The organism is Catenulispora pinisilvae, from assembly GCF_015356865.1.
Classification (GTDB): domain Bacteria; phylum Actinomycetota; class Actinomycetes; order Streptomycetales; family Catenulisporaceae; genus Catenulispora; species Catenulispora pinisilvae.
On record NZ_JAAFZA010000102.1, the window covers coordinates 15,628 to 34,903 of the forward strand.

The 19,276-nt window shown below is 70.7% G+C and carries 17 protein-coding genes and 1 pseudogene; 14 read left to right on the forward strand and 4 right to left on the reverse strand.

Annotated elements, in window-relative coordinates:
* The first annotated feature begins 1 nt into the window (after position 1).
* From ligA to gatB, 10 genes are all read left to right on the forward strand, one after another.
* The gene (gene ligA, locus IZR01_RS25900) at positions 2–2,182 is read left to right on the forward strand and encodes an NAD-dependent DNA ligase LigA (RefSeq protein ID WP_194925351.1); all 2,181 of its coding nucleotides are present in this window, start codon (positions 2–4) and stop codon (positions 2,180–2,182) included.
* A 163-nt stretch (positions 2,183–2,345) separates the two neighbouring features.
* Positions 2,346–4,484, forward strand: a complete 2,139-nt coding sequence (locus tag IZR01_RS25905) for a putative bifunctional diguanylate cyclase/phosphodiesterase (protein WP_194895182.1) — start codon at positions 2,346–2,348, stop codon at positions 4,482–4,484.
* Between the two features lie 141 nt (positions 4,485–4,625).
* The gene (locus tag IZR01_RS25910) at positions 4,626–5,468 is read left to right on the forward strand and encodes a hypothetical protein (protein WP_194925352.1); all 843 of its coding nucleotides are present in this window, start codon (positions 4,626–4,628) and stop codon (positions 5,466–5,468) included.
* A gap of 82 nt (positions 5,469–5,550) precedes the next feature.
* Positions 5,551–8,418 carry an alpha/beta hydrolase gene (locus IZR01_RS25915; protein WP_194925353.1) on the forward strand — a complete coding sequence of 956 codons (2,868 nt, stop codon included), beginning with the start codon at positions 5,551–5,553 and terminating at the stop codon, positions 8,416–8,418.
* 84 nt (positions 8,419–8,502) lie between these two features.
* Positions 8,503–8,688, forward strand: coding sequence for a hypothetical protein (locus tag IZR01_RS25920; RefSeq protein WP_194895179.1), 186 nt, complete (start codon positions 8,503–8,505; stop codon positions 8,686–8,688).
* Positions 8,689–8,788: 100 nt separating this feature from the next.
* Complete coding sequence (locus IZR01_RS25925; RefSeq protein ID WP_194925354.1) at positions 8,789–9,637, forward strand: PhzF family phenazine biosynthesis protein; 849 nt, start codon at positions 8,789–8,791, stop codon at positions 9,635–9,637.
* Positions 9,638–9,880: 243 nt separating this feature from the next.
* On the forward strand, positions 9,881–10,192 hold the full coding sequence (gene gatC / locus IZR01_RS25930; RefSeq protein ID WP_194895177.1) for an Asp-tRNA(Asn)/Glu-tRNA(Gln) amidotransferase subunit GatC: 312 nt from the start codon (positions 9,881–9,883) through the stop codon (positions 10,190–10,192).
* A gap of 1 nt (position 10,193) precedes the next feature.
* Entirely contained in the window at positions 10,194–11,696 is a 1,503-nt protein-coding gene (gatA, locus tag IZR01_RS25935) for an Asp-tRNA(Asn)/Glu-tRNA(Gln) amidotransferase subunit GatA (RefSeq protein ID WP_194925355.1), read from the forward strand.
* Positions 11,693–11,944, forward strand: coding sequence for a hypothetical protein (locus IZR01_RS25940; RefSeq protein ID WP_194895175.1), 252 nt, complete (start codon positions 11,693–11,695; stop codon positions 11,942–11,944). Before gatA ends, IZR01_RS25940 begins: the two co-directional genes overlap by 4 nt.
* A gap of 1 nt (position 11,945) precedes the next feature.
* A complete protein-coding gene (gatB, locus tag IZR01_RS25945) occupies positions 11,946–13,451 on the forward strand; it encodes an Asp-tRNA(Asn)/Glu-tRNA(Gln) amidotransferase subunit GatB (RefSeq protein ID WP_194895174.1) in 1,506 nt (501 codons plus the stop codon).
* 153 nt (positions 13,452–13,604) lie between these two features.
* Here gatB and IZR01_RS25950 read toward each other — a convergent pair whose 3' ends face one another.
* The 4 genes from IZR01_RS25950 to IZR01_RS25965 form a co-directional block, all read right to left on the reverse strand.
* The gene (locus IZR01_RS25950) at positions 13,605–14,483 is read right to left on the reverse strand and encodes a hypothetical protein (RefSeq protein ID WP_194925356.1); all 879 of its coding nucleotides are present in this window, start codon (positions 14,481–14,483) and stop codon (positions 13,605–13,607) included.
* A 200-nt stretch (positions 14,484–14,683) separates the two neighbouring features.
* Complete coding sequence (locus IZR01_RS25955; protein ID WP_194925357.1) at positions 14,684–15,427, reverse strand: hypothetical protein; 744 nt, start codon at positions 15,425–15,427, stop codon at positions 14,684–14,686.
* A gap of 161 nt (positions 15,428–15,588) precedes the next feature.
* Positions 15,589–16,260 carry a hypothetical protein gene (locus tag IZR01_RS25960; protein WP_194925358.1) on the reverse strand — a complete coding sequence of 224 codons (672 nt, stop codon included), beginning with the start codon at positions 16,258–16,260 and terminating at the stop codon, positions 15,589–15,591.
* 5 nt (positions 16,261–16,265) lie between these two features.
* Positions 16,266–16,703 carry a hypothetical protein gene (locus IZR01_RS25965; protein WP_194895170.1) on the reverse strand — a complete coding sequence of 146 codons (438 nt, stop codon included), beginning with the start codon at positions 16,701–16,703 and terminating at the stop codon, positions 16,266–16,268.
* A 52-nt stretch (positions 16,704–16,755) separates the two neighbouring features.
* Here IZR01_RS25965 and IZR01_RS25970 point away from each other — a divergent pair, with 52 nt between their 5' ends.
* The 4 genes and pseudogenes from IZR01_RS25970 to IZR01_RS54395 all read left to right on the forward strand — a co-directional run.
* Entirely contained in the window at positions 16,756–16,902 is a 147-nt protein-coding gene (locus IZR01_RS25970) for a hypothetical protein (protein WP_194925359.1), read from the forward strand.
* Positions 16,903–17,315: 413 nt separating this feature from the next.
* A complete protein-coding gene (locus IZR01_RS25975) occupies positions 17,316–18,356 on the forward strand; it encodes an NAD(P)-dependent alcohol dehydrogenase (protein WP_194895168.1) in 1,041 nt (346 codons plus the stop codon).
* A gap of 94 nt (positions 18,357–18,450) precedes the next feature.
* Positions 18,451–19,170: a peptidyl-tRNA hydrolase gene (locus IZR01_RS25980; protein ID WP_194925361.1), complete on the forward strand. Its 720-nt coding sequence runs from the start codon at positions 18,451–18,453 to the stop codon at positions 19,168–19,170.
* Between the two features lie 25 nt (positions 19,171–19,195).
* Positions 19,196–19,276 (forward strand): annotated as a pseudogene (locus IZR01_RS54395) (GNAT family N-acetyltransferase); the annotation flags it as partial.

A 19,276-nucleotide genomic window follows, 5' to 3' on the forward strand; every position in this document is an offset into this window, starting at 1 on the left:
GTTGTCCGGCAAGGATGAGACCACCCCCGCGACCCCGGCACAGCAGCACGCGGCCCTGGCCGAGGAGATCGAGGACGCCCGCTACCGGTACTACGTGCTCGACGCGCCGACGATGACCGACGCCGAGTTCGACGTGAAGCTGCGGCGGCTGGAGGCGATCGAGGAGGCGAACCCGGAGCTGCGCACCCCGGACTCGCCGACCCAGAAGGTGGCCGGCAGCTACGAGACCGAGTTCACCTCGGTCCCGCACCTGGAGCGCATGCTCTCGCTGGACAACGCCTTCACCGCCGAGGAGTTGCAGACCTGGGCCGACCGCATCGAGAAGGACCTCGGGGCGCTGCCGGAGCTCTTGTGCGAGCTGAAGGTCGACGGGCTGGCGATCAACCTGCTCTACGAGAACGGCAAGCTGACCCGGGCCCTGACCCGCGGTGACGGCCGTACCGGCGAGGACATCACGCCGAACGCGAAGACCATCCAGACCATCCCGCAGACCCTGACCGGGACCGCCGAATTCCCGGTGCCGGAGCTGGTCGAGGTGCGCGGCGAGGTCTTCTTCGCGGTCAAGGCGTTCGACGAGTGGAACGAGAAGATCCTGGCCGAGACCGGCCGCTCCTACGCCAACCCGCGCAACGCCGCGGCCGGCTCGCTGCGGCAGAAGGACCCGCGGGTGACCGCGCAGCGCCCGCTGTCGATGGTCGTCCACGGCATCGGCGCCCGGAAGGGCTTCACCCCGACCTCGCAGTCGCACTCCTACGACGCCCTGCGCGCCTGGGGCCTGCCGACCTCGGACCGGGTCAAGGTCGTCAAGACCCTGAAGGACGTCCAGAAGTACATCGACTACTACAACAAGCACCGCCACGACGTCGAGCACGAGATCGACGGCGTGGTGGTCAAGGTCGACGCCCTGGCCATCCAGGGCCGCCTGGGCAGCACCTCCCGGGCCCCGCGCTGGGCCATCGCCTTCAAATACCCGCCGGAGGAGGTCACCACCAAGCTCCTGGACATCCGGGTCCAGGTCGGCCGCACCGGCCGGGTGACCCCGTACGCGGTCATGGAGCCGGTCACCGTCGCCGGCTCCACGGTCCAGAACGCCACCCTCCACAACCAGGAGATCGTGGTGAAGAAGGGCCTGAAGATCGGCGACACGGTGGTCCTGCGCAAGGCCGGGGACGTGATCCCGGAGATCGTCGGCGCGGTGCAGGACCTGCGGGACGGCTCCGAGCGCGACTTCGTGATGCCGGAGAACTGCCCGGACTGCGGGACCAAGCTGGCCCCGCAGAAGGAGGGCGACATCGACCTGCGCTGCCCGAACTCCCAGAACTGCCTCGGCCAGATCCGCGAGCGCATCGACTTCATGGGCAGCCGCAACGCGCTGGACATCGAGGCGCTGGGCTACGAGTCGGCGGTGGCCCTGACCCAGCCGGCCGGCGGGACCGCGCCGGTGCACGACGAGGGCGACCTGTTGAGCTTGAAGCTGGAGGATCTGGCCGACCTGAAGATGCTCCAGGCCAAGCGCGGCGCGGACGCCAAGCCCGGTGAGATGGAGCTGGTGCCGTACTTCTACACCAAGGGCACGCCCAAGAAGCCCAGCGTCCCGACCGCCACCACCGAACTGCTGCTGCAACAGCTGGAGCTGGTGAAGACCGACCGGCCGCTGTGGCGGTACCTGGTCTCGCTGTCGATCCGGCACGTCGGCCCCACCGCGGCCCGGGTCCTGGCCCGCGAGTTCCCGTCCTTCGACGCCCTGGCCAACGCCACCGAGGATGAGCTCAAGGCCGCCGAGGGCATCGGCCCGACCATCGCCACCGCGATCGTCGAGTGGTTCGCCGTGGACTGGCACCGGGAGATCATCGGCAAGTGGCAGGCCGCCGGGGTGGTGCCTGTTGTGGAGTCCCAGCCCGAGGGCCCGAGGCCTCTTGAGGGATTGAGCGTGGTCGTAACGGGCACCTTGGCCGGATTCACCCGAGATGGGGCGGCCGAGGAACTCACCAAGCGGGGGGCGAAGGTGAGTGGTTCGGTGTCGAAGAAGACCTCGTTCGTGGTGGCCGGGGACAACCCGGGCGGCAAGTATGACAAGGCCCTGACGCTTGGGGTGAAGGTGCTGGACGAGGAGGGATTCAAGGTGCTGTTGGGGACCGGTCCCGAGGCGGCTGCCGCTACAGTGGCGGAAGCAGAGGCCTGACAACGGCGCCGGGTCTGGCCCGTCAAGTCCAAGGCGAAACCTTTACGGTCCGTCTCTGGTTGGCGACGTTCTGATACGGCAGTATGGCTTGGTCAGAGAAGTCGCCTGAGGCGCACCGACGCTGACGTCATTGGAAAGAGAACGGTACAGGAGGGTCCGCTCCATGCACCGACCGTTCGAGCCGGACTACGGCCCGAAGGCCGACCCGGGACGCCTGTACGCCTTTGTAGCCTCCGTCAGCGCGGCCGGGATCACGCTCCTGGCCGCGCTGTTGGTCTTGAACTGGCGGGGTTCCGGGCCCAACGAGGAATCGCTGCCGGCCCTGCTGATGACGGTCTGCCTGGTCTTCCTCGGGGAACTGCGGCCCCTGATGAAGTTGCAGCACACCAACCGCGAGGCCGCCACCACCACGGTCTTCACCATCGCCCTGCTGATGCTGGCCGGCTGGCCGCTGGCGGCGATGGTGCAGGCCGCGGCCTCCGTGGTGGGCGGTGCGGCCGGGCGGCGGACCTGGTGGCGCATCTTGTTCAACGTCTCGCAGTACACCCTCTCGCTCGGTGCGGCCTGCCTGGTCCTGCGGCTGTTCGCGATCGCGCCGACCCCGGGCCGGCCGTGGGCCCCGGCCGTGACCTCGATGGCCGCGATCCTGCTGGCCGGGGTCGCCTACTTCGTGGTGAACCTGTTCTTCGTCTGGCAGGCCATAGCGCTGTGGACCGGGGTGAACCTGCGCGGCATAGCCCGCCGGGAGTGGCGGGTGGAGGTTCAGGTGGTCGGCGCCTCGGTGGTGCTGGCCCCGCTGATCACCGTGGTGATGCGGCACGAGCCCTACCTCATCGTGCTGTTCATACCGGTGCTGCTGGTCTTCTACCGCAGCGCGCTGGCCTTCGACGAGAGCGAGTGGCAGTCGCTGCACGACCCGCTGACCGCGCTGCCGAACCGCAAGGCCCTGCGCCGGCAGGCCGAGATCATGCTCGGCGTCCTGCCGGTCGACGACGATGACGGACCCTCGTCCCTGTACTCCAGCGGCCGCGCCCCGCTGGCGATGGCCGTCCCGCCGGGCAAGATCGGGCTGTTCCTGCTGGACCTGGACCGGTTCAAGGAAGTCAACGACACCCTGGGCCACGCCGCCGGCGACGAGCTGATCCGGGAGGTGGCCGCCCGGCTGTCGGCGGCGGTCCGCGCCGAGGACATGGTGGCCCGGCTCGGCGGCGACGAGTTCGCGGTCCTGCTGCCCGGCCTGCCGGACGTCGAGGCCGCCCAGCAACTGGCCCAGCGGCTGCTGGACGCGGTCGCCGTCCCCTACCGGCTGCACGGCTTCAACCTGGACGTCGAGGCCTCCCTGGGCATCGCCTTACACCCCGACGACGCCAAGCACTACGACGTCCTGCTGCGGCACGCGGACGTGGCGATGTACGAGGCCAAGCGCGCCAAGATGGGCTACGTCCGCTACGACCCGGCCAAGGACCGCAACAGCCCGGACCGGCTGGGCCTGCTCAGCGATCTGCGCGAGGCCTTGGAGTCGGGGCGGATAGAGGTGCACTACCAGCCGCAGGTCTCGTTCAAGGGCGACCGCATCGTCGGCGTCGAGGCGCTGGCCCGCTGGCGGCACGACGTGCGCGGCGCGATACCGCCGGAGACGTTCGTGAAGCTGGCCGAGTCCAGCGGCCTGATGGCCCGGCTGACCGAGTACATCCTGGACGTCTCGCTGCGCCAGGCGGCGCTGTGGTGGCGCAACGGCTACGGCGTGCCGATCGCCGTGAACGTCTCCCTGCGCGACATAGAGAGCCCGACCTTCGTGGAGATGGTCGCCCGCAAGCTGGACCAGCACCGGGTCCGCCCCGAGGCGCTGCGCCTGGAGGTCGCCGAGCGGGTCCTGGTCGGGGACGCGCAGAGCGTGCGCGCGGCCCTGATCGGGTTGTCCAAACTCGGCGTCCGGCTGTCCCTGGACGACTTCGGCACCGGCTACGCCTCCCTGCTCACCCTGCGCCGGCTGCCGTTCGACGAGATCAAGATCGACCGCTCGTTCGTCGGCGGCATCGGCTTCGACGCCGACGACGCCGCGATCGTCCGCTCCACCATCGACCTGGCGCACTCCCTGGGCCTGCGGGTGGTCGCCGAGGGCGTCGAGGACCCCAGCACCTGGTCCACGCTCGACGGCTACGGCTGCGACGAGGCCCAGGGCTGGCTGGTGTCCAAGGCCCTGCCCGCCGGCGAGATCTGCGCGCTGCTGGCGCAGCGGGTGGCCGCCGCGGGGCCGACTTCCTCGGATGCGGAGTCCGCCCCCGACCAGCTCTCGGCCTGAGATAAGGGGCCCGAGCCGACCACAGGCCTGAAACCATAGGCCTGAGATCAGACTGAGACCGCACGACAACCCAAACGGTGCGGCCCGGCGTGTGAACTGGTGTCGGTACTGGATGCGGTCGGTTCACGGGGACGGGGCTTCATGGGTGGATTCAAGAAGGTGCTGATCGGGTGCGGGGTCCTCGCGGGGGTGGTGGTCGCGGGGTTTGTCGGGGACGTGGCCTGGTACTTCCATACCCTGGGCCCGGGGTCGCAGCCCGATGTGCTGAAGGCCGCGCGTTCGGCGCCGACCCAGGCCGCGGACCAGGCGGTCACCGCTCAGGTGGACGACAAGATCGGTCAGCTGCGTGCCGCGCTGCCCTGGGCTGCTTACCTGGGCACCGCGGTGGCGGATGTCTGTAGCACTGACGTGCCGCCCATCGCCTTCGTGGGAGTGAAAGAGTCGTGGGTCCCGGTGACGTGCACCCGGACCGACACGGTGTACGAGGCCTTCGACGGTGATTTCCGGCAGCACCTCGTCCACCTCGACGGGGCTCTGGCCAAGGCGGGGTGGGTTTCCCAGGACACCGCCTTCCCGCACCGCCAGGGCGAGCCGGTCGGTCTGATCACCTCCTACGACTACGACCACACGCCGCCCAGGGACGCCGACCCGTCGCAGACAGCGACGGCCGCCGCGTTTCCGAACGTGGTCAGAATGCCGTACACCGTGCCGGTCACCCGGGACTTCACCCCGACCGCCATCGGTAAGGAACCCACGAACCGGTACCCGACCGGCGGCACCGTCGAGGTGTCCCAGGCCCCGCACCTCCCGACCCTGGACGGCGGGCAGTTCGCCCACGACCAGATGCTCAAGGACCCGTCGGACACGACCACGTACTACCGCGCCTGGCAGCCCTACACCCCGGCCCAGGTCGCCGCCGCCTACCCCGTGCACGGCGCCGTCATCGCCATCGCGCTCAGCGTGAGCTACGGTACCGGCGGGTAATCGAACCCTGAGACACCGTTCGATCCATCGGGGGACGCCGCTGTAGCCGTCCTGTGGTCTGGCCGGCAGGAGGCGCGTCTGGATGCCGTCACGGGTGCATGTGCTGTTCGTTCACGGGCTGTTCTCCGGCCCCGACACCTGGTCGGACTTCATCGGCCTGATCCGCGGCGATCCCGATCTGGCCTTCGCCGACCTGCACACCATGCAATACGCCACGCCGAAGGCCCGGCTGCGGCCGGACCGCCGGATCCCGGACCTGGCCGATCTGGCCGCGCAACTGGCCACCCGGCTGAAGGCCGAGGACCTGCGGGACGGCCCGGTGGTGCTGGTGGCGCACAGCCAGGGCGGTTTGGTGGTGCAGAAGTACCTGGCCAGCGCGACGATCCGGGGCCAGGCGCGGGACCTGGCGCGGATCCGGCAGATAGTGCTCTACGCCTGTCCGACGCTGGGCTCGCCGTTCTTCGCCAAGACCCGCAAGTGGGTGTTCGGCTCCCGGCACCCGCAGGAGTCCCGGCTGCGGCTGCTGGACGGCGAGGTCTTCGAGGCGCACCAACTGGTGCTGCGCAACGTGGTCAACGCCGACGCCGTCACCGACTACACCTGCCCGATCCCGGTCACGGCGGTGGTCGGCGGCGAGGACAACATCGTGCCGCGCATCGAGGCGACCGGCTGGTTCCCCACCACCGAGACGGTCGCGGCCGACCATTTCTCGATCCTGAAGCCGGCCGGGCACCACGCCATGCAGTACCAGATCCTGAAGGCGGTCCTGCCGGCCGCCGCCGACGCCGAGCGTCCCGGGCCGACGGTCGGGACCGCCGCGGATGCCGTTGAGCAGCAAGGGATCCAGTTCTCCGTGGAGCCGCCGGCCGGTCTCGGGCGGCTGCGCGGACGGGACACGTTGGTCGGTGCCCTGATGGCGCCGGGACGCAGCCGGGTACACGTGCTGTCCGGGATGAGCGGGATCGGCAAGACGCACATCGCCGCCGAGGTGGCCGCGCGCCGTAAGGACGAGGGCTGGGACGTGTGGTGGGTCTCGGTTCCGCAGCTGGCGCCCCGGATGCGGGAGGTCGCGCATCTGCTCGGGCTGCCGCGCGGCGAGATCGACGAGGCCTGGCGCGGCGAGCGGAGCCAGACCGATCTGGTGTGGCGCGGGCTGGAGAACCACGGCCGGCCCTGGCTCCTGGTGTTCGACAGCGTGACGGACCCGGCCGAACTCGGTCGGGTCGCCCCGGACACCGGACGGTGCGACGGGACCGGCTGGGTCCGGGACGTGGCGTCCGCGAACGGCTCGGTCATCGTCACGGCGCAGGGCGGCCACAACGACGTGTGGGGTCCGTGGTGCCGGATCCATCAGGTGGAACCGCTCAGTGAATACGACGGCGCCGACGTGTTGCTGGACATCGCGGGACCGGACTGCGGGGGAGTGGAGCAGGCCCGGCAGCTGTCGCGTGCGCTCGGCGGGCTGCCGCTGGCACTGCGGGCGGCCGCCAGCCGGGTCCGGTCGGTGTCCACCGGAGCGGTGTTCCTGTCCGAACCGGTCTTGTCCGATTTCGCCGGCTACCTCGCCGAGTGGCGGACCCGCGAGGAAGCCGGCAACGGCGATCCGGCGGGCGGGGCCGGGGAGGAAGTCCTGGGTCTGAGCATCGTGCGCGAGTCGTTGCTGTTGTCGGCGCGGGGACTGAGCACAGCCGCGACCCGGCTGCTGCATCTGTTGGCGTGCCTGTCGGACACACCGGTGCCGTATCGCTTGCTGCTCCGGCCGGAGATGTTGTCCGAGACCCCGCTGTTCGCCGGCGTGCCGATCGAGCAGATCCGCCTGGCGATCGGTCAGCTCGCGCAGGCGCACCTGATCCGCAGACACAAGCGCGGCGCCGACGATCCGGACCTGAGCGAGGTCCTGTCGCTGCACCCGATGGTGCACACCGTCTTCCGCGAGGACGACCTGGTCCTGTCGCACCGGGTCGACTACGGCCGGGCGATGCTCGACATCCTGGCCGCGGCCACCGAGAACCGCACCGCCGACGACCCGGACAACTGGGCCGTGTGGGCCGCGTTGTTCCCGCACGCCCGCGACGCGGTGCTGTCCACGGTCTCCTCCCCGGCGACCAACAGCGAGCGGCTGCTGGTGGTCTCGGCCCTGAACCTGGCCCGGTCCACCGCGCGCTATCTGCTGGCGTCCGGTCTGCTGGAACCGGCCGGTGGACTGCTGGACGTGCTCATCGAGGACTGCGCCGGGTTCCGGTTCGACCCGTCCGACACCAAGATCCTGGCGCTGCGCCACGAGCGCGGCCGGCTCTCGATCGAACTCGGCAACTACGACCGGGCCGTGTCCGAACTCCGCGAAGTGATCGTCGGGCAGGTCGCCGCGCACGGCCCCGACCACGCCCACACCTGGGCCAGTCGGCACCAGCTGGCCCGGGCGCTGCTGGAGCGCCCGGAGCAGTGGGCCGAAGCCGAGGCGATGCTCCGCGAGATCCTGCCCGCCTCCCGCCGGATCAACGGCCGCCGGCACCGGGACACCGTCACCGTCTGGCACACCTGGGCCCGCGCGCTCCTACACGTCGAAGGCGCGCGCCAGGCCGAGACGATGTGCCGCGAGATCCTGATCGTCTGCGAACAGCTGTGGACGCCGTCGTATCCGGAGACGCTGTACGTGTGGCAGACGCTCGGGCGCTCGCTGCTCTACCAGCAAAGGCCTGACGCCGCCGAGTTCGAGCTGCGGCGCGGCCTGAGCCGGGTCGCCGACACCGCCTCACCCGGCGCGCTCGGCATCCGCCACTTCGCCGGTATGGCGATGCTCCAGCGCGGTCTGGTCCGCGAGGCTCGGGACGAACTCAGCACCCTGCTGATCGACGAGGAACGCGTCCTGGGGCCCGGGCACCGCCTTACCGACAAGACCAGGCAGCTGATCGCCGAGATTACCGATCGGCTGCGCGGGGGAGGTAGGTGATGCACCGTAAGACGACGGAGTCTGCTTGCCCGTGCCGGGGTGCCGACGTAGCGTCGGTGGCGATGCGCTGGGGGAGGGCTGATCATGAAATGGTTCAGACGCGGGGCGAAGGGACCTGATTCGCTGGGGGACCTGGGCGACATCCCGGGGCGGCGGATCGATCCGGAGGAACTGGCGGCGGCGCGGGAGATCGTGCGGCGGGCTCTGGACGCCGAGAGCGCGGACGGGGAGTCGGCGGGCCGGGATCTGTTCCGGCTGGGTACCGCCTGAGGGACCTGAGATACCGGAGGGCACTGAGATGCCGGCCTGAGGTCCACTCGCCTCGAAGTGGATCTGCCGCCGAGCCGAGTCCACCGGCTACGGTACGTGCGTGGAGATCTTTCGATACACCGCCTTCAGCTCCGACCCGTCCGGCGGCAACCCGGCCGGCGTGGTCCTCGACGCGCGCGGCCTGGACGACGCCGCGATGCTCGCCGTGGCCGCGGAGGTCGGCTACTCCGAGACCGCGTTCCTGCTGCCGACCGACAGCGACCGGGTCATGGACGTGCGCTACTTCAGCCCGCTGGCCGAGGTCCCGTTCTGCGGCCACGCGACCATCGCCACCGCGGTCGCCTACGCCGAACGGCACGGCGCCGGCGACCTGACGCTGCACACCAAGGTCGGAGTGGTGCCGGTCCACACCGTCGCCGCGGACGACGGCACGCTCACCGCCACGCTGGTCAGCGTCCCGACCAAGACCGAGGACCTGCGCGGCCCGCTGCTGGCCGAACTGCTCGGCATCCTCGGCTGGACCGCCAGCGACCTGCACGACGCGCTGCCGCCGCGGATCGCCTTCGGCGGCGGCTGGCACCCGATCCTGGCCACCCCGAGCCGGTCCCGGCTGGCCGAGCTGGACTACGACATGCCCACCCTGCGCGCCCTCATGGAGCGGCACGAGTGGACCACCGTCAACCTGATCTGGCGCGAGTCCCCGGACGTGTTCCAGGCCCGCGACCCCTTCCCGGTCGGCGGCGTCTTCGAGGACCCGGCCACCGGCGCCGCCGCCGCGGCCTTCGGCGGCTACCTGCGCGAGCTGGAGCTGGTCCCGGTGCCCGGCACGGTGACCGTGCATCAGGGGGTGGACATGGGCCGCCCGAGCCTGCTGACCGTCGGCATCCCGGCCGGGGAGGGCGGGATCTCGGTCTCCGGAACCGCTGTCGCTCTGACCGACGCGTCGTAGTCATCCACTCGTAGTCATCCACGACGGCGCGCCGTAGTCATTCACGACGGCGCGCCGTGCACCGTGATGCACGGCGGCGCGCTCCTCATCCGCGACCTCCGCACCCGCCAAGCCCGCCGCTCCCGCCGCGCCGTCCCCGCCCCGTGACGGAAAGTCACCTGACACCCCCGGACTAGGATGGCTACGTTGTCCGAAACCGCCTCCTCACTCCAGGCAGAGTCCACACCGTAGGGATCCGCGCATATGCCCGCTATCACCCGTGAAGAGGTCGCCCACCTGGCGCTCCTGTCACGGCTCGACCTGTCCGAAGACGAGCTCGCGCACTACGCCGAGCAGCTCGACGTCATCCTCGGTTCGGTGGCCCGCGTCAGCGAGGCCGTGCAGCAGCTCGGTCAGGGCCAGGACATCCCGCCGACCTCGCACGCGCTGCCGCTGGTCAACGTCACCCGGCCGGACGTGGAGCAGCCGTGCCTGGACCCGGCCGACGTGCTCAGCCAGGCCCCGGCCGCGCAGGACCAGCGATTCCGCGTGCCGCGCATCCTCGGGGAGGACTGAGATGAGCTTCGACGGTGACCTGACCCGGAGCACGGCGGCCGCGCTGGCCGCCGCGATCAAGGGCGGCGACGTGACCGCCACCGAGGTGACCCAGGCACACCTGGACCGGATCGCGAAGGTCGACGAGAAGGTGCACGCCTTCCTGCACGTCGACACCGAGGGCGCGCTGGCCAAGGCCGCCGAGGTGGACGCCAAGCGGGCCCGCGGCGAAAAGCTCGGCCCGCTGGCCGGCGTGCCGCTGGCCCTGAAGGACGTCTTCACCACCAAGGGCGTGCCGACCACCTGCGGCTCGAAGATGCTGCAAGGCTGGGTGCCGCCGTATGACGCGACCGTGACCCGCCGGCTGCGCGAGGCGGACGTCGTCATCCTGGGCAAGACCAACATGGACGAGTTCGCGATGGGCTCCTCCACCGAGAACTCCGCCTACGGCGTCACCCACAACCCGTGGGACCTGACCCGCATCCCCGGCGGCTCCGGCGGCGGCAGCTCGGCCTCGCTGGCCGCCTTCGAGGCGCCGCTGGCCATCGGCACCGACACCGGCGGCTCGATCCGCCAGCCCGCCTCGGTCACCGGCACGGTCGGCGTGAAGCCCACCTACGGCGGCGTCTCCCGCTACGGCCTGGTCGCCTTCTCCTCCTCGCTGGACCAGGGCGGCCCGTGCGCGCGCACCGTGCTGGACGCCGCGCTGCTGCACGCCGCGATCGCCGGCCACGACCCGATGGACTCCACCTCCATCGACCTGCCGGTCCCGGACGTCGTGGCCGCGGCGAGGCTGGCCGACATCAAGGGCATGCGCATCGGCGTGGTGAAGCAGTTCGACGGCGATGGCTACCAGGACGGCGTCCGCCAGCGCTTCCACGAGTCCGTGGACCTGCTGCGCGAACTCGGCGCCACGATCGTCGAGGTGGACTGCCCGTCCTTCGACTACGCGCTCCCGGCGTACTACCTGATCGCGCCGTCGGAGTGCTCCTCGAACCTGGCCCGCTTCGACGCCATGCGTTACGGCCGGCGGGTCGGCGACGACGGCGTGAACGGCGTCGAGGAGGTCACCTCCCTGAGCCGCGAGGCCGGCTTCGGCCCCGAGGTGAAGCGCCGCATCATGCTGGGCACCTACGCCCTGTCCTCCGGCTACTACGACGCCTACTACGGCTCGGCGCAGCAGGTCAGGACCCTGATCATGCGCGACTTCGACCGCGCCTTCGCCGACGTGGACGTGCTGGTCTCCCCGACCACCCCGACCACCGCCTTCAAGATCGGCGAGCGCGCCGACGACCCGATGGCGATGTACCTGGCCGACCTGTGCACCATCCCCTCCAACATGGCCGGCAACGCCGGCATGTCGGTCCCGGTGGGTCTGGCCCCCGATGACGGCCTGCCGGTCGGCCTGCAGATCATCGCCCCGGCGATGGCCGACGACCGGCTCTACCGGGTCGGCTCGGCGGTCGAGGCGGCGCTGAACGGCAAGTGGGGCCGCCCGCTGATCGAGGAGGTGCCGGCGCTGTGAGCAAGAAGACTGTGAACAAGAAGGCTGCGAACGCCAAGGGCGCCAAGCCGCGCGGCACGTTCGGCACGCTGTTCGCCATCGGCAGCTCCGTCACCCTGGCCCCGGTCCTGCTGCGCCGCTTCAAGGAGGGGCGCACCAACGGCGACAAGCTGGCGATCGCCGACGCCGCGGTGTCGGCCGCCGCCCTGACCGTCGGCGTGCTTCAGGTCCTGCGGGCCCGTAAGTCCTCCGGAAAGGCGGAATCCTGACATGAGTACGAGCACTGTGAACCTGCCTTCCTACGAGGACGCCCTGGCCACCTACGACCCGGTCATGGGTCTGGAGGTCCACGTCGAGCTGGGCACCGTCACCAAGATGTTCTGCGGCTGCCCGACCGCCTTCGGCGCCGACCCGAACACCCAGACCTGCCCGACCTGCCTGGGCCTGCCCGGCGCGCTGCCGGTGGTGAACACCAAGGCGATCGAGTCCGCGATCCGCATCGGCCTGGCGCTGAACTGCGAGATCGCCGAGTGGTGCCGGTTCGCCCGCAAGAACTACTTCTACCCGGACATGCCGAAGAACTTCCAGACGTCGCAGTACGACGAGCCGATCGCCTTCAACGGCTACCTGGACATCGAGGCGGCCGGCAAGACCTGGCGCATCGAGATCGAGCGCGCGCACATGGAGGAGGACACCGGCAAGTCCACCCACGTCGGTGGCGCCACCGGCCGCATCCACGGCGCGGAATACTCGCTGGTCGACTACAACCGGGCCGGCATCCCGCTGATCGAGATCGTCACCAAGCCGATCACCGGCACCGGCGAGCACGCGCCGGAGGTGGCTCGCGCCTACGTGGCGGAACTGCGCGAGCTGATCAAGGCGCTCGGCGTCTCCGAGGCCCGGATGGAACTGGGCCAGATGCGCTGCGACGCCAACGTCTCACTGCGTCCGATCGGCCGCGAGAAGTTCGGCACCCGCAGCGAGACCAAGAACGTCAACTCCCTGCGTTCGGTCGAGCGCGCGGTCACCTTCGAGATCCGCCGGCACGCCGCCGTCCTCAACGCCGGCGACACCGTGATCCAGGAGACCCGCCACTTCCACGAGAACGACGGCACCACCTCCCCGGGCCGGGTGAAGGAGGAGGCGGAGGACTACCGCTACTTCCCCGAGCCGGACCTGGTCCCGGTCGCCCCGGCTCGCACCTGGGTCGACGAACTGCGCGGCACCCTGCCGGAACTGCCGAGCGTGCGCCGCAACCGGCTGCAGGCCGAGTGGGGCGCCACCGACCACGACATGCAGTCGATCCAGAACGCCGGCGCGGTGGACCTGATCGTCCAGACGGTGTCCCTGGGCGCCCCGGCCGACCAGGCCCGCAAGTGGTGGATGGGCGAGCTGGCCCGGCACGCCAACGAGCAGGAGGCCGAACTCGGCGACCTGGCCATCACCCCGGCCCAGGTGGCCGAACTGGTCACGCTGACCACCGCCGGCACCCTGAACGACAAGCTGGCCCGCCAGGTGATCGTCGGCGTCCTGGCCGGCGAGGGCTCCCCGAAGCAGGTCGTGGCCGCCCGCGGGCTGGCCGTGGTGAGCGACGACGGCGCCCTGCTCGCGGCGATCGACGAGGCCATCGCCAAGTTCCCGGACGCCGCCGACAAGGTCCGCGGCGGCAACCAGGGCCCGGCCGGCCAGCTGATCGGCGCGGTGATGAAGACCACGCGCGGGCAGGCGGACGCGGCCCGGGTGCGGGAGCTGCTGTTGGAGCGGCTCTCGGGCTGAGATTCGGGCTGAGATTCGGGCTGAGATTCGGGCTGACGTAGGTCTGAGGTAATGGATGCGGGCCGTCTTCCTAGCAATGGGAAGACGGCCCGCTTTCTGTCGCGGTTCTGTTTCTGCCGGGGCCTTGCCGAGCCGGGCTGTCAGCGTGCCGGGTCAGCGCAGCATCTGGGCTTCCAACATCGCGACCTGCTCGGTCGGCACGACCGGGACCGCCGCCGGCTCGGTGGTCGTAACCACCGCGACCACGTCCCCGGCCCCGAACACCACCCGCCGCTCCTTGTGCCCGGGCTGTCCCGTCACGTCATCGAAGGTGCGCACCCCGACGTTGAACGTGGCGTCACCGAACGACGACACCGTCACCACCGGCACGACGTACTCCTCCCGCCCCGTCTTCGCCAACGCCGCGTCGTTCACCATGTCCTGGACCGCGTAGGCGGCCTGGTGGTCGGGGAACTGAAGCAGCTCGACGACCGTGTGCTGGCCGTCGGGCATCGTCCAGCCCCGGCGCGCGACGTGACGGAGGCCGGCGTCGTAGAGGTGGTTGGAGACGTCGGCGTCGGTGAGGGAGGAACCGAAGTCCGCGACGGACTCCCAGTCATCCTCCTTGGGCACGGCGCCATCCGGCGCGGGCAGCAGGTACTGCCGCAGGTCGCCGTAGTGACTCTGCGCCTCATTGCTGTCGGCCCCCGGCGCCGGCTCGCCGACTGGCGGCGCGGGCCGGGCCAGGGCGGGGAAGGTGTAGCGGCCGTCGCTCGGCGTGGAGAGGAACGGAACGTCGGTGCGGCGGGGGAGCGTGACGGCGTAGGCGGTTCCGGCGCCGATGGCACCGGCGAGTACGAGGACTGAGACGTAGCGGAGGACGAGGCGGGCGTGGCGGCGCTTCGGCTGCGGGGCTGACTCGGCGTGGAGTTGGGCGAAGAAGGCTGCCGGGTCTAGGTAGGTCTGGGCTGGCGCGGCGGCGGGGAAGGCCGGTATTTGCGCGCCCACACCTGCTTCGGTCTGGGCTGGCGCGGCAGCAGGGAAGGCCGGCATTTGTGCGCTCGCCTCACCGATTTCGGCTGCACCACTTGCGATCTGCTCTGTCTGCTCGGTCTGCGATTTCCCCCCTGTCCCCTCTGTCTGCTCGGCGGAGACATCCGCTGCATCGATTCTTGCTGCTTCAGCTATCTCGTCTATCTCATTGTCCGGCCTCGGTGGTTCCCCGAACGCCGCCGTCAGATCATCCTGCGCGCTCACGTCCCCAGCCCGCCTTTCAACGTGTCCAGCTGCCGTCCGAACAGGTCGGTCACGGCCTTCGTGTCCAGCGGCACCGTGCCCTCGGCGCGCACGATCGCGAACGTGTCGCCGACCGTCGCCAGGCACGTCATGCTGTCCAGCGGGTCGCCGACGTGGGTCACCGGCAGCACACACAGCGCGTCCGCGTGCCCCGGCACCTGCGGGCCGTTGCGGAAGGCGCGCGACTGCTTCACCACGCGCTCGAACTCGCCCGTGCTCTCCGCCGACTGCGCCGGGTCCAGGCGCAGGACGGTCACCGCCACGTCCAGGGTCCCGGCCTCGTTCACGTACGTCCGCACCGCGCCGTCGCTCATCCGCCCGGCGGCGATCGCGCCCTTCGCGCTGCTCATGTCGGAGGCGGGCAGCGTGCCGAACAGCAGCGACACCGTCGGGTCGGCCTGGTCCGGCGGGATCGTCGAGTCGTTGCCGAGCCCGCCTTCGTCCGGGCCCGGCTTGTAGCCGTCGGGGACGGGGAGCAGGAAGTCCTTCACGCTGCCGTAGTGCGTGCCGTCCGGTCGCACGCCCGAGGTCACGCTCGGGTGCGGCGTCACGGCCGGCGTCACAGACGGCGCGCCCGGGACGCTCGCGGTCGCAGAGTTCTTCGATGTGCCGGTAGCCGCCAGGATCCCGAAGCCCGCGCCCGTCCCGACCACCAGCGCCGATGCCAGCCACCCGGCGACGAACCACCCGTGGCGCCGCACCGGAGGCTGCTGTCCCGCCGGCGGCTCGAACCATTGCTCAGGCTGCTGCGCAGGTTGTTGTCCAGGCCACTGCCCAAATTGTTGTCCAGGCCACTGCGTAGGTTGTTGCTCAGGCCACTGCGTAGGTCGTTGCCACTCCCCGCCCTCAGGCACCTCCCCGCTCACAGCAGATCCGCCTGACTCTTAGTGACCTGCATGACCTGGTCCTCCGACGGCGCACTCTTCGCCCGGCTCATGAACACCTGCGCCACCACATCCCCGTGCCGCACCAGCCCGTAAGCCATGTACTGCCCACTCCCGTCCGGCGAGTAGTACTGCCCCACATAGCCCGTCGCCGTCCCCTGCACAGTCGGCGCGGTCGCGTCTTCGGGGAACCGGGTCATCGTGAAGTACGACGACGCCCCCTCGGTCGACCGGAACTGCACCAGGTCGACCTCGACGTCGGTCCCGTCCGTCAGCGTCCACGCGGTCCGGGCGGCACGCCGGAACGTGTACGAGTTCAGCTTCACCAACGCGTTCTGCGGCTTCCCGTAGTACTCGGCCAGGCTCTCGATGGTGAACCAGTCGCGGACCGCGAAGTCCGTGGTGTCCTTCGCCCCGGCCGGCGTCGCCAGCAGCAGGGCCCGCAGGTCGCCGTCGAGCTTCGCGCCGTCATCCGTCTTCGGGTCGTGCGGGTCGGCCAGGCCCGGTACGGCCGCGACCGCCAGCGTCCGCTGGATCGGCGGCAGCGGCGTGGCCGGCCGGGAGCGCTGGATCAGGAAGCCGCCGACGGCGCCGCCGGCCAGCCCGAGCACCACCGCCGAGGAGAACAACAATCCGGTGCGTCGCTTCACATGCCTCAGCTCCCCGTGTCCAGCCGGTCGATCTGCTTGCGCACCCGGTCGATCAGCACCGCGTGGTCCACCGGCGGCTGCCCGAAGACGTCGACCTCGAAGAACACGTCGCCCCGGAAGCCCACCGCGCGCAGCCGCGCCTCCCCGTACTTGGGGTCCAGCGGGATGTCGTAGGCCTTCTCGTCCGGGTAGCCGGGGATGCTGAACGCGGTCCCGGTCGGCAGCCCCTGGTCGCTGGCGGCCCACTCCCGGGCGACGTCGGCGGAGCCGAAGTGCAGCAGCCGGACGTCGACGTGGTACTTGGCGTCGCCGGTCTGGTAGCTGCGGCTCGCGCCGTCCTTGTAGCCGACCTGTTTCAGGATCTTGAGAACCTCTGAGCTGTTCGTGTAGAAGCCGGCCACGGTGTCGGCGGTCAGCGGGTCGCCGTCCGCGGGGCCGACCACCGATCCGTCGGATGGAACCGGCAGTAGGAAATAGCGGACGTCGCCGCTGTGTATGCCCTTCGCGACCTTGCCGGTCACCGTCGAGGACGGCGACGGGCTCGATGTCGTCCCAGTCGGCGTCGGCGACGATGATGGCGACGCCGACGAAGCGGACAAAGAAGAAGTCGGCGTCGGCGTGGACGTCGTCGCAGACGTCTGACCCGCCACCGAACCTGGCGCCGCCTTCGCGACAGCACCCTGAGACGAGTGGCCCCGCCCGACGGCCACGACGGCCCCGGCGGTCCCACCCGCGATCACTAACCACCCGACAGTGAACGCCGCGATCGTCGCACGTCTACGACCCGCGCCCGGAATCCCCACCCCTGGCAACGTCTGCACCCCTAAATCGACGAGAGGAGGATCTTCCCAGTCGTGAGGATGTTCGGAAAACCTCATTTGAGATTACGGTTCGGCCACGATCGGCGGACGCAGGTCGGGCCGCTGCGGTCAGAGCCCGTTCCACCGATCGGCGGCGCCGCGTCCAGGCCCGGGACCCGCACCGGATTGCGGCCCGAGTGGCAGCAGGTCATGGTGGGGGATGCCCCGAAAGGTCACCCGGAAGGCGGTCCCGCGATGAAGGCCCTCCAGTACCCGGCGGTCGGCGCCGCCCCCGTGGTCCTCGACGTCCCGGACCCCGAACCCGGCCCCGGCCAGGTACTGCTGAAGGTCACCGCGGCCGGCGTGTGCCACTCCGACATCGCGGTGATGAGCATGCCCGCCGCCGCGCTGCGCTTCCCGCTCCCGCTGACCCTCGGCCACGAGGGCGCCGGCACGGTCGCGGCGTTGGGCGACGGCGCGACCGGCTTCGCCGTCGGCGACAGCGTGGCCGTCTACGGGCCGTGGGGCTGCGGCATGTGCCACATGTGCGCACAGGGCAAGGAGAACTACTGCCTGCGCGCCGCCGAACTCCAGATCTTCCCGCCCGGCCTCGGCGCCCCCGGCGCGATCGCCCAGTACCTGCTCGTCGATTCGGTACGCCACCTCGTCCCGCTCGGCGACCTGGACCCGGTGCGCAACGTCCCGCTGACCGACGCCGGCCTCACGCCGTACCACGCCATCAAGACCTCGCTGCCGAAACTGGTCGGCGGCAGCACCGCGGTGGTGATCGGCACCGGAGGCCTCGGCCACGTCGCGATCCAACTGCTGCGCGCCCTGAGCCCGTCCCGCGTCGTCGCCCTCGACGTGGCCCCGGACAAGCTGGAACTGGCCAGGGAGGTCGGCGCCCACGAGGCACTGATGTCGGACGAGAAGGCCGCGGCGACGGTGAAGGAACTGACCCGAGGCCGCGGCGCTGAGGCGGTCTTCGACTTCGTCGGCGCGCCCCCGACCGTCGCGCTCGCCTCGGCCTGCGCGGGTGTGGAGTCCGACGTGACCATCGTCGGCATCGGCGGGGGCAGCGCGCAGGTCGGCTTCGGCGTGACACCCTATGATGCGGCGTTCCGGGCCCCGTACTGGGGCAGCAGGGCGGAACTGGTCGAGGTACTGGACCTGGCGCGTGACGGCGACATCTCGGTCCACGTCGAGACCTACAGCCTGGCCGAGGCGCCGAAGGCCTACGAACGGCTACACGCCGGCCAGGTCCGGGGCCGCGCGGTCATATTGCCCAACGACTGACGCTTATCCTGCTGGGGTGAGTGGCTTGATCACGGACCCCGACCCCGGCGACCCCTTCGCCCCGCCGACCGCAACCGCGGCCTCGACCCCCGCCGTGCCCGCTGTCGCAGCGGCCACCGAGTCCGAGGCGGCGGCACGCGACGCGAACCCGCAATACGTACTGCCGCTGGTGGTCCGCATCGAGCGCGCGACCCCACCGCAACGCACTGACGCACTGGAAACCGCGGCGCGCGCCGTACTCACCTTCCTCGCGGACCCGCGCGCCACCGACGGCGAGTGGGCCCCACTGGTCCACGCCTGGACCGACGGCCGAATCCGCAAGGTGGTACGCCGAGCCCGCGGCGCCGAATGGACCCGCGCCGAAGCCCTGCCCGGCATCACGGTCGCAGGCGACACCGCACAGGTCCGCGTCTACCCGCCGATCCCCCTCGACGGCTGGCCCAAAGACCTCGCACGCCTCCAAGTCTCCGGCACCGACCTCGACGACACCGAACCACCCCCACCACTAGACCCCGGCTCAACGCCGATCCTCTGGCTGAACCCCGACCTGGAGATGACCGCCGGCAAGTCGATGGCCCAAGTCGGCCACGCCGCCCAGATCGCCTGGTGGCGCCTCACCGACACCCAGCGCAAGGACTGGGCCGCCGCCGCCTTCCCCCTCGCAGTGCGCGTCGCTCCCAAGGACGCATGGCCGGCGCTCGCCGACTCCGGACGCCCGCTGGTGCGCGACGCGGGCTTTACTGAGATCGCGCCTGGGTCGTGCACGGTGGTCGCGGATCTGCCGGTGCTTGGCGGCGGGCTTGCGGACGCTTGAGCCCGGCGTGGTCGAGGTGAAGCGGATGTACGTGGTGCCCGAGAGCCGCGGCCTGCGGATCGGCTCGCGGTTGCTGGACCGCCTGCTCGCCGAGGCCGAGGGCCTG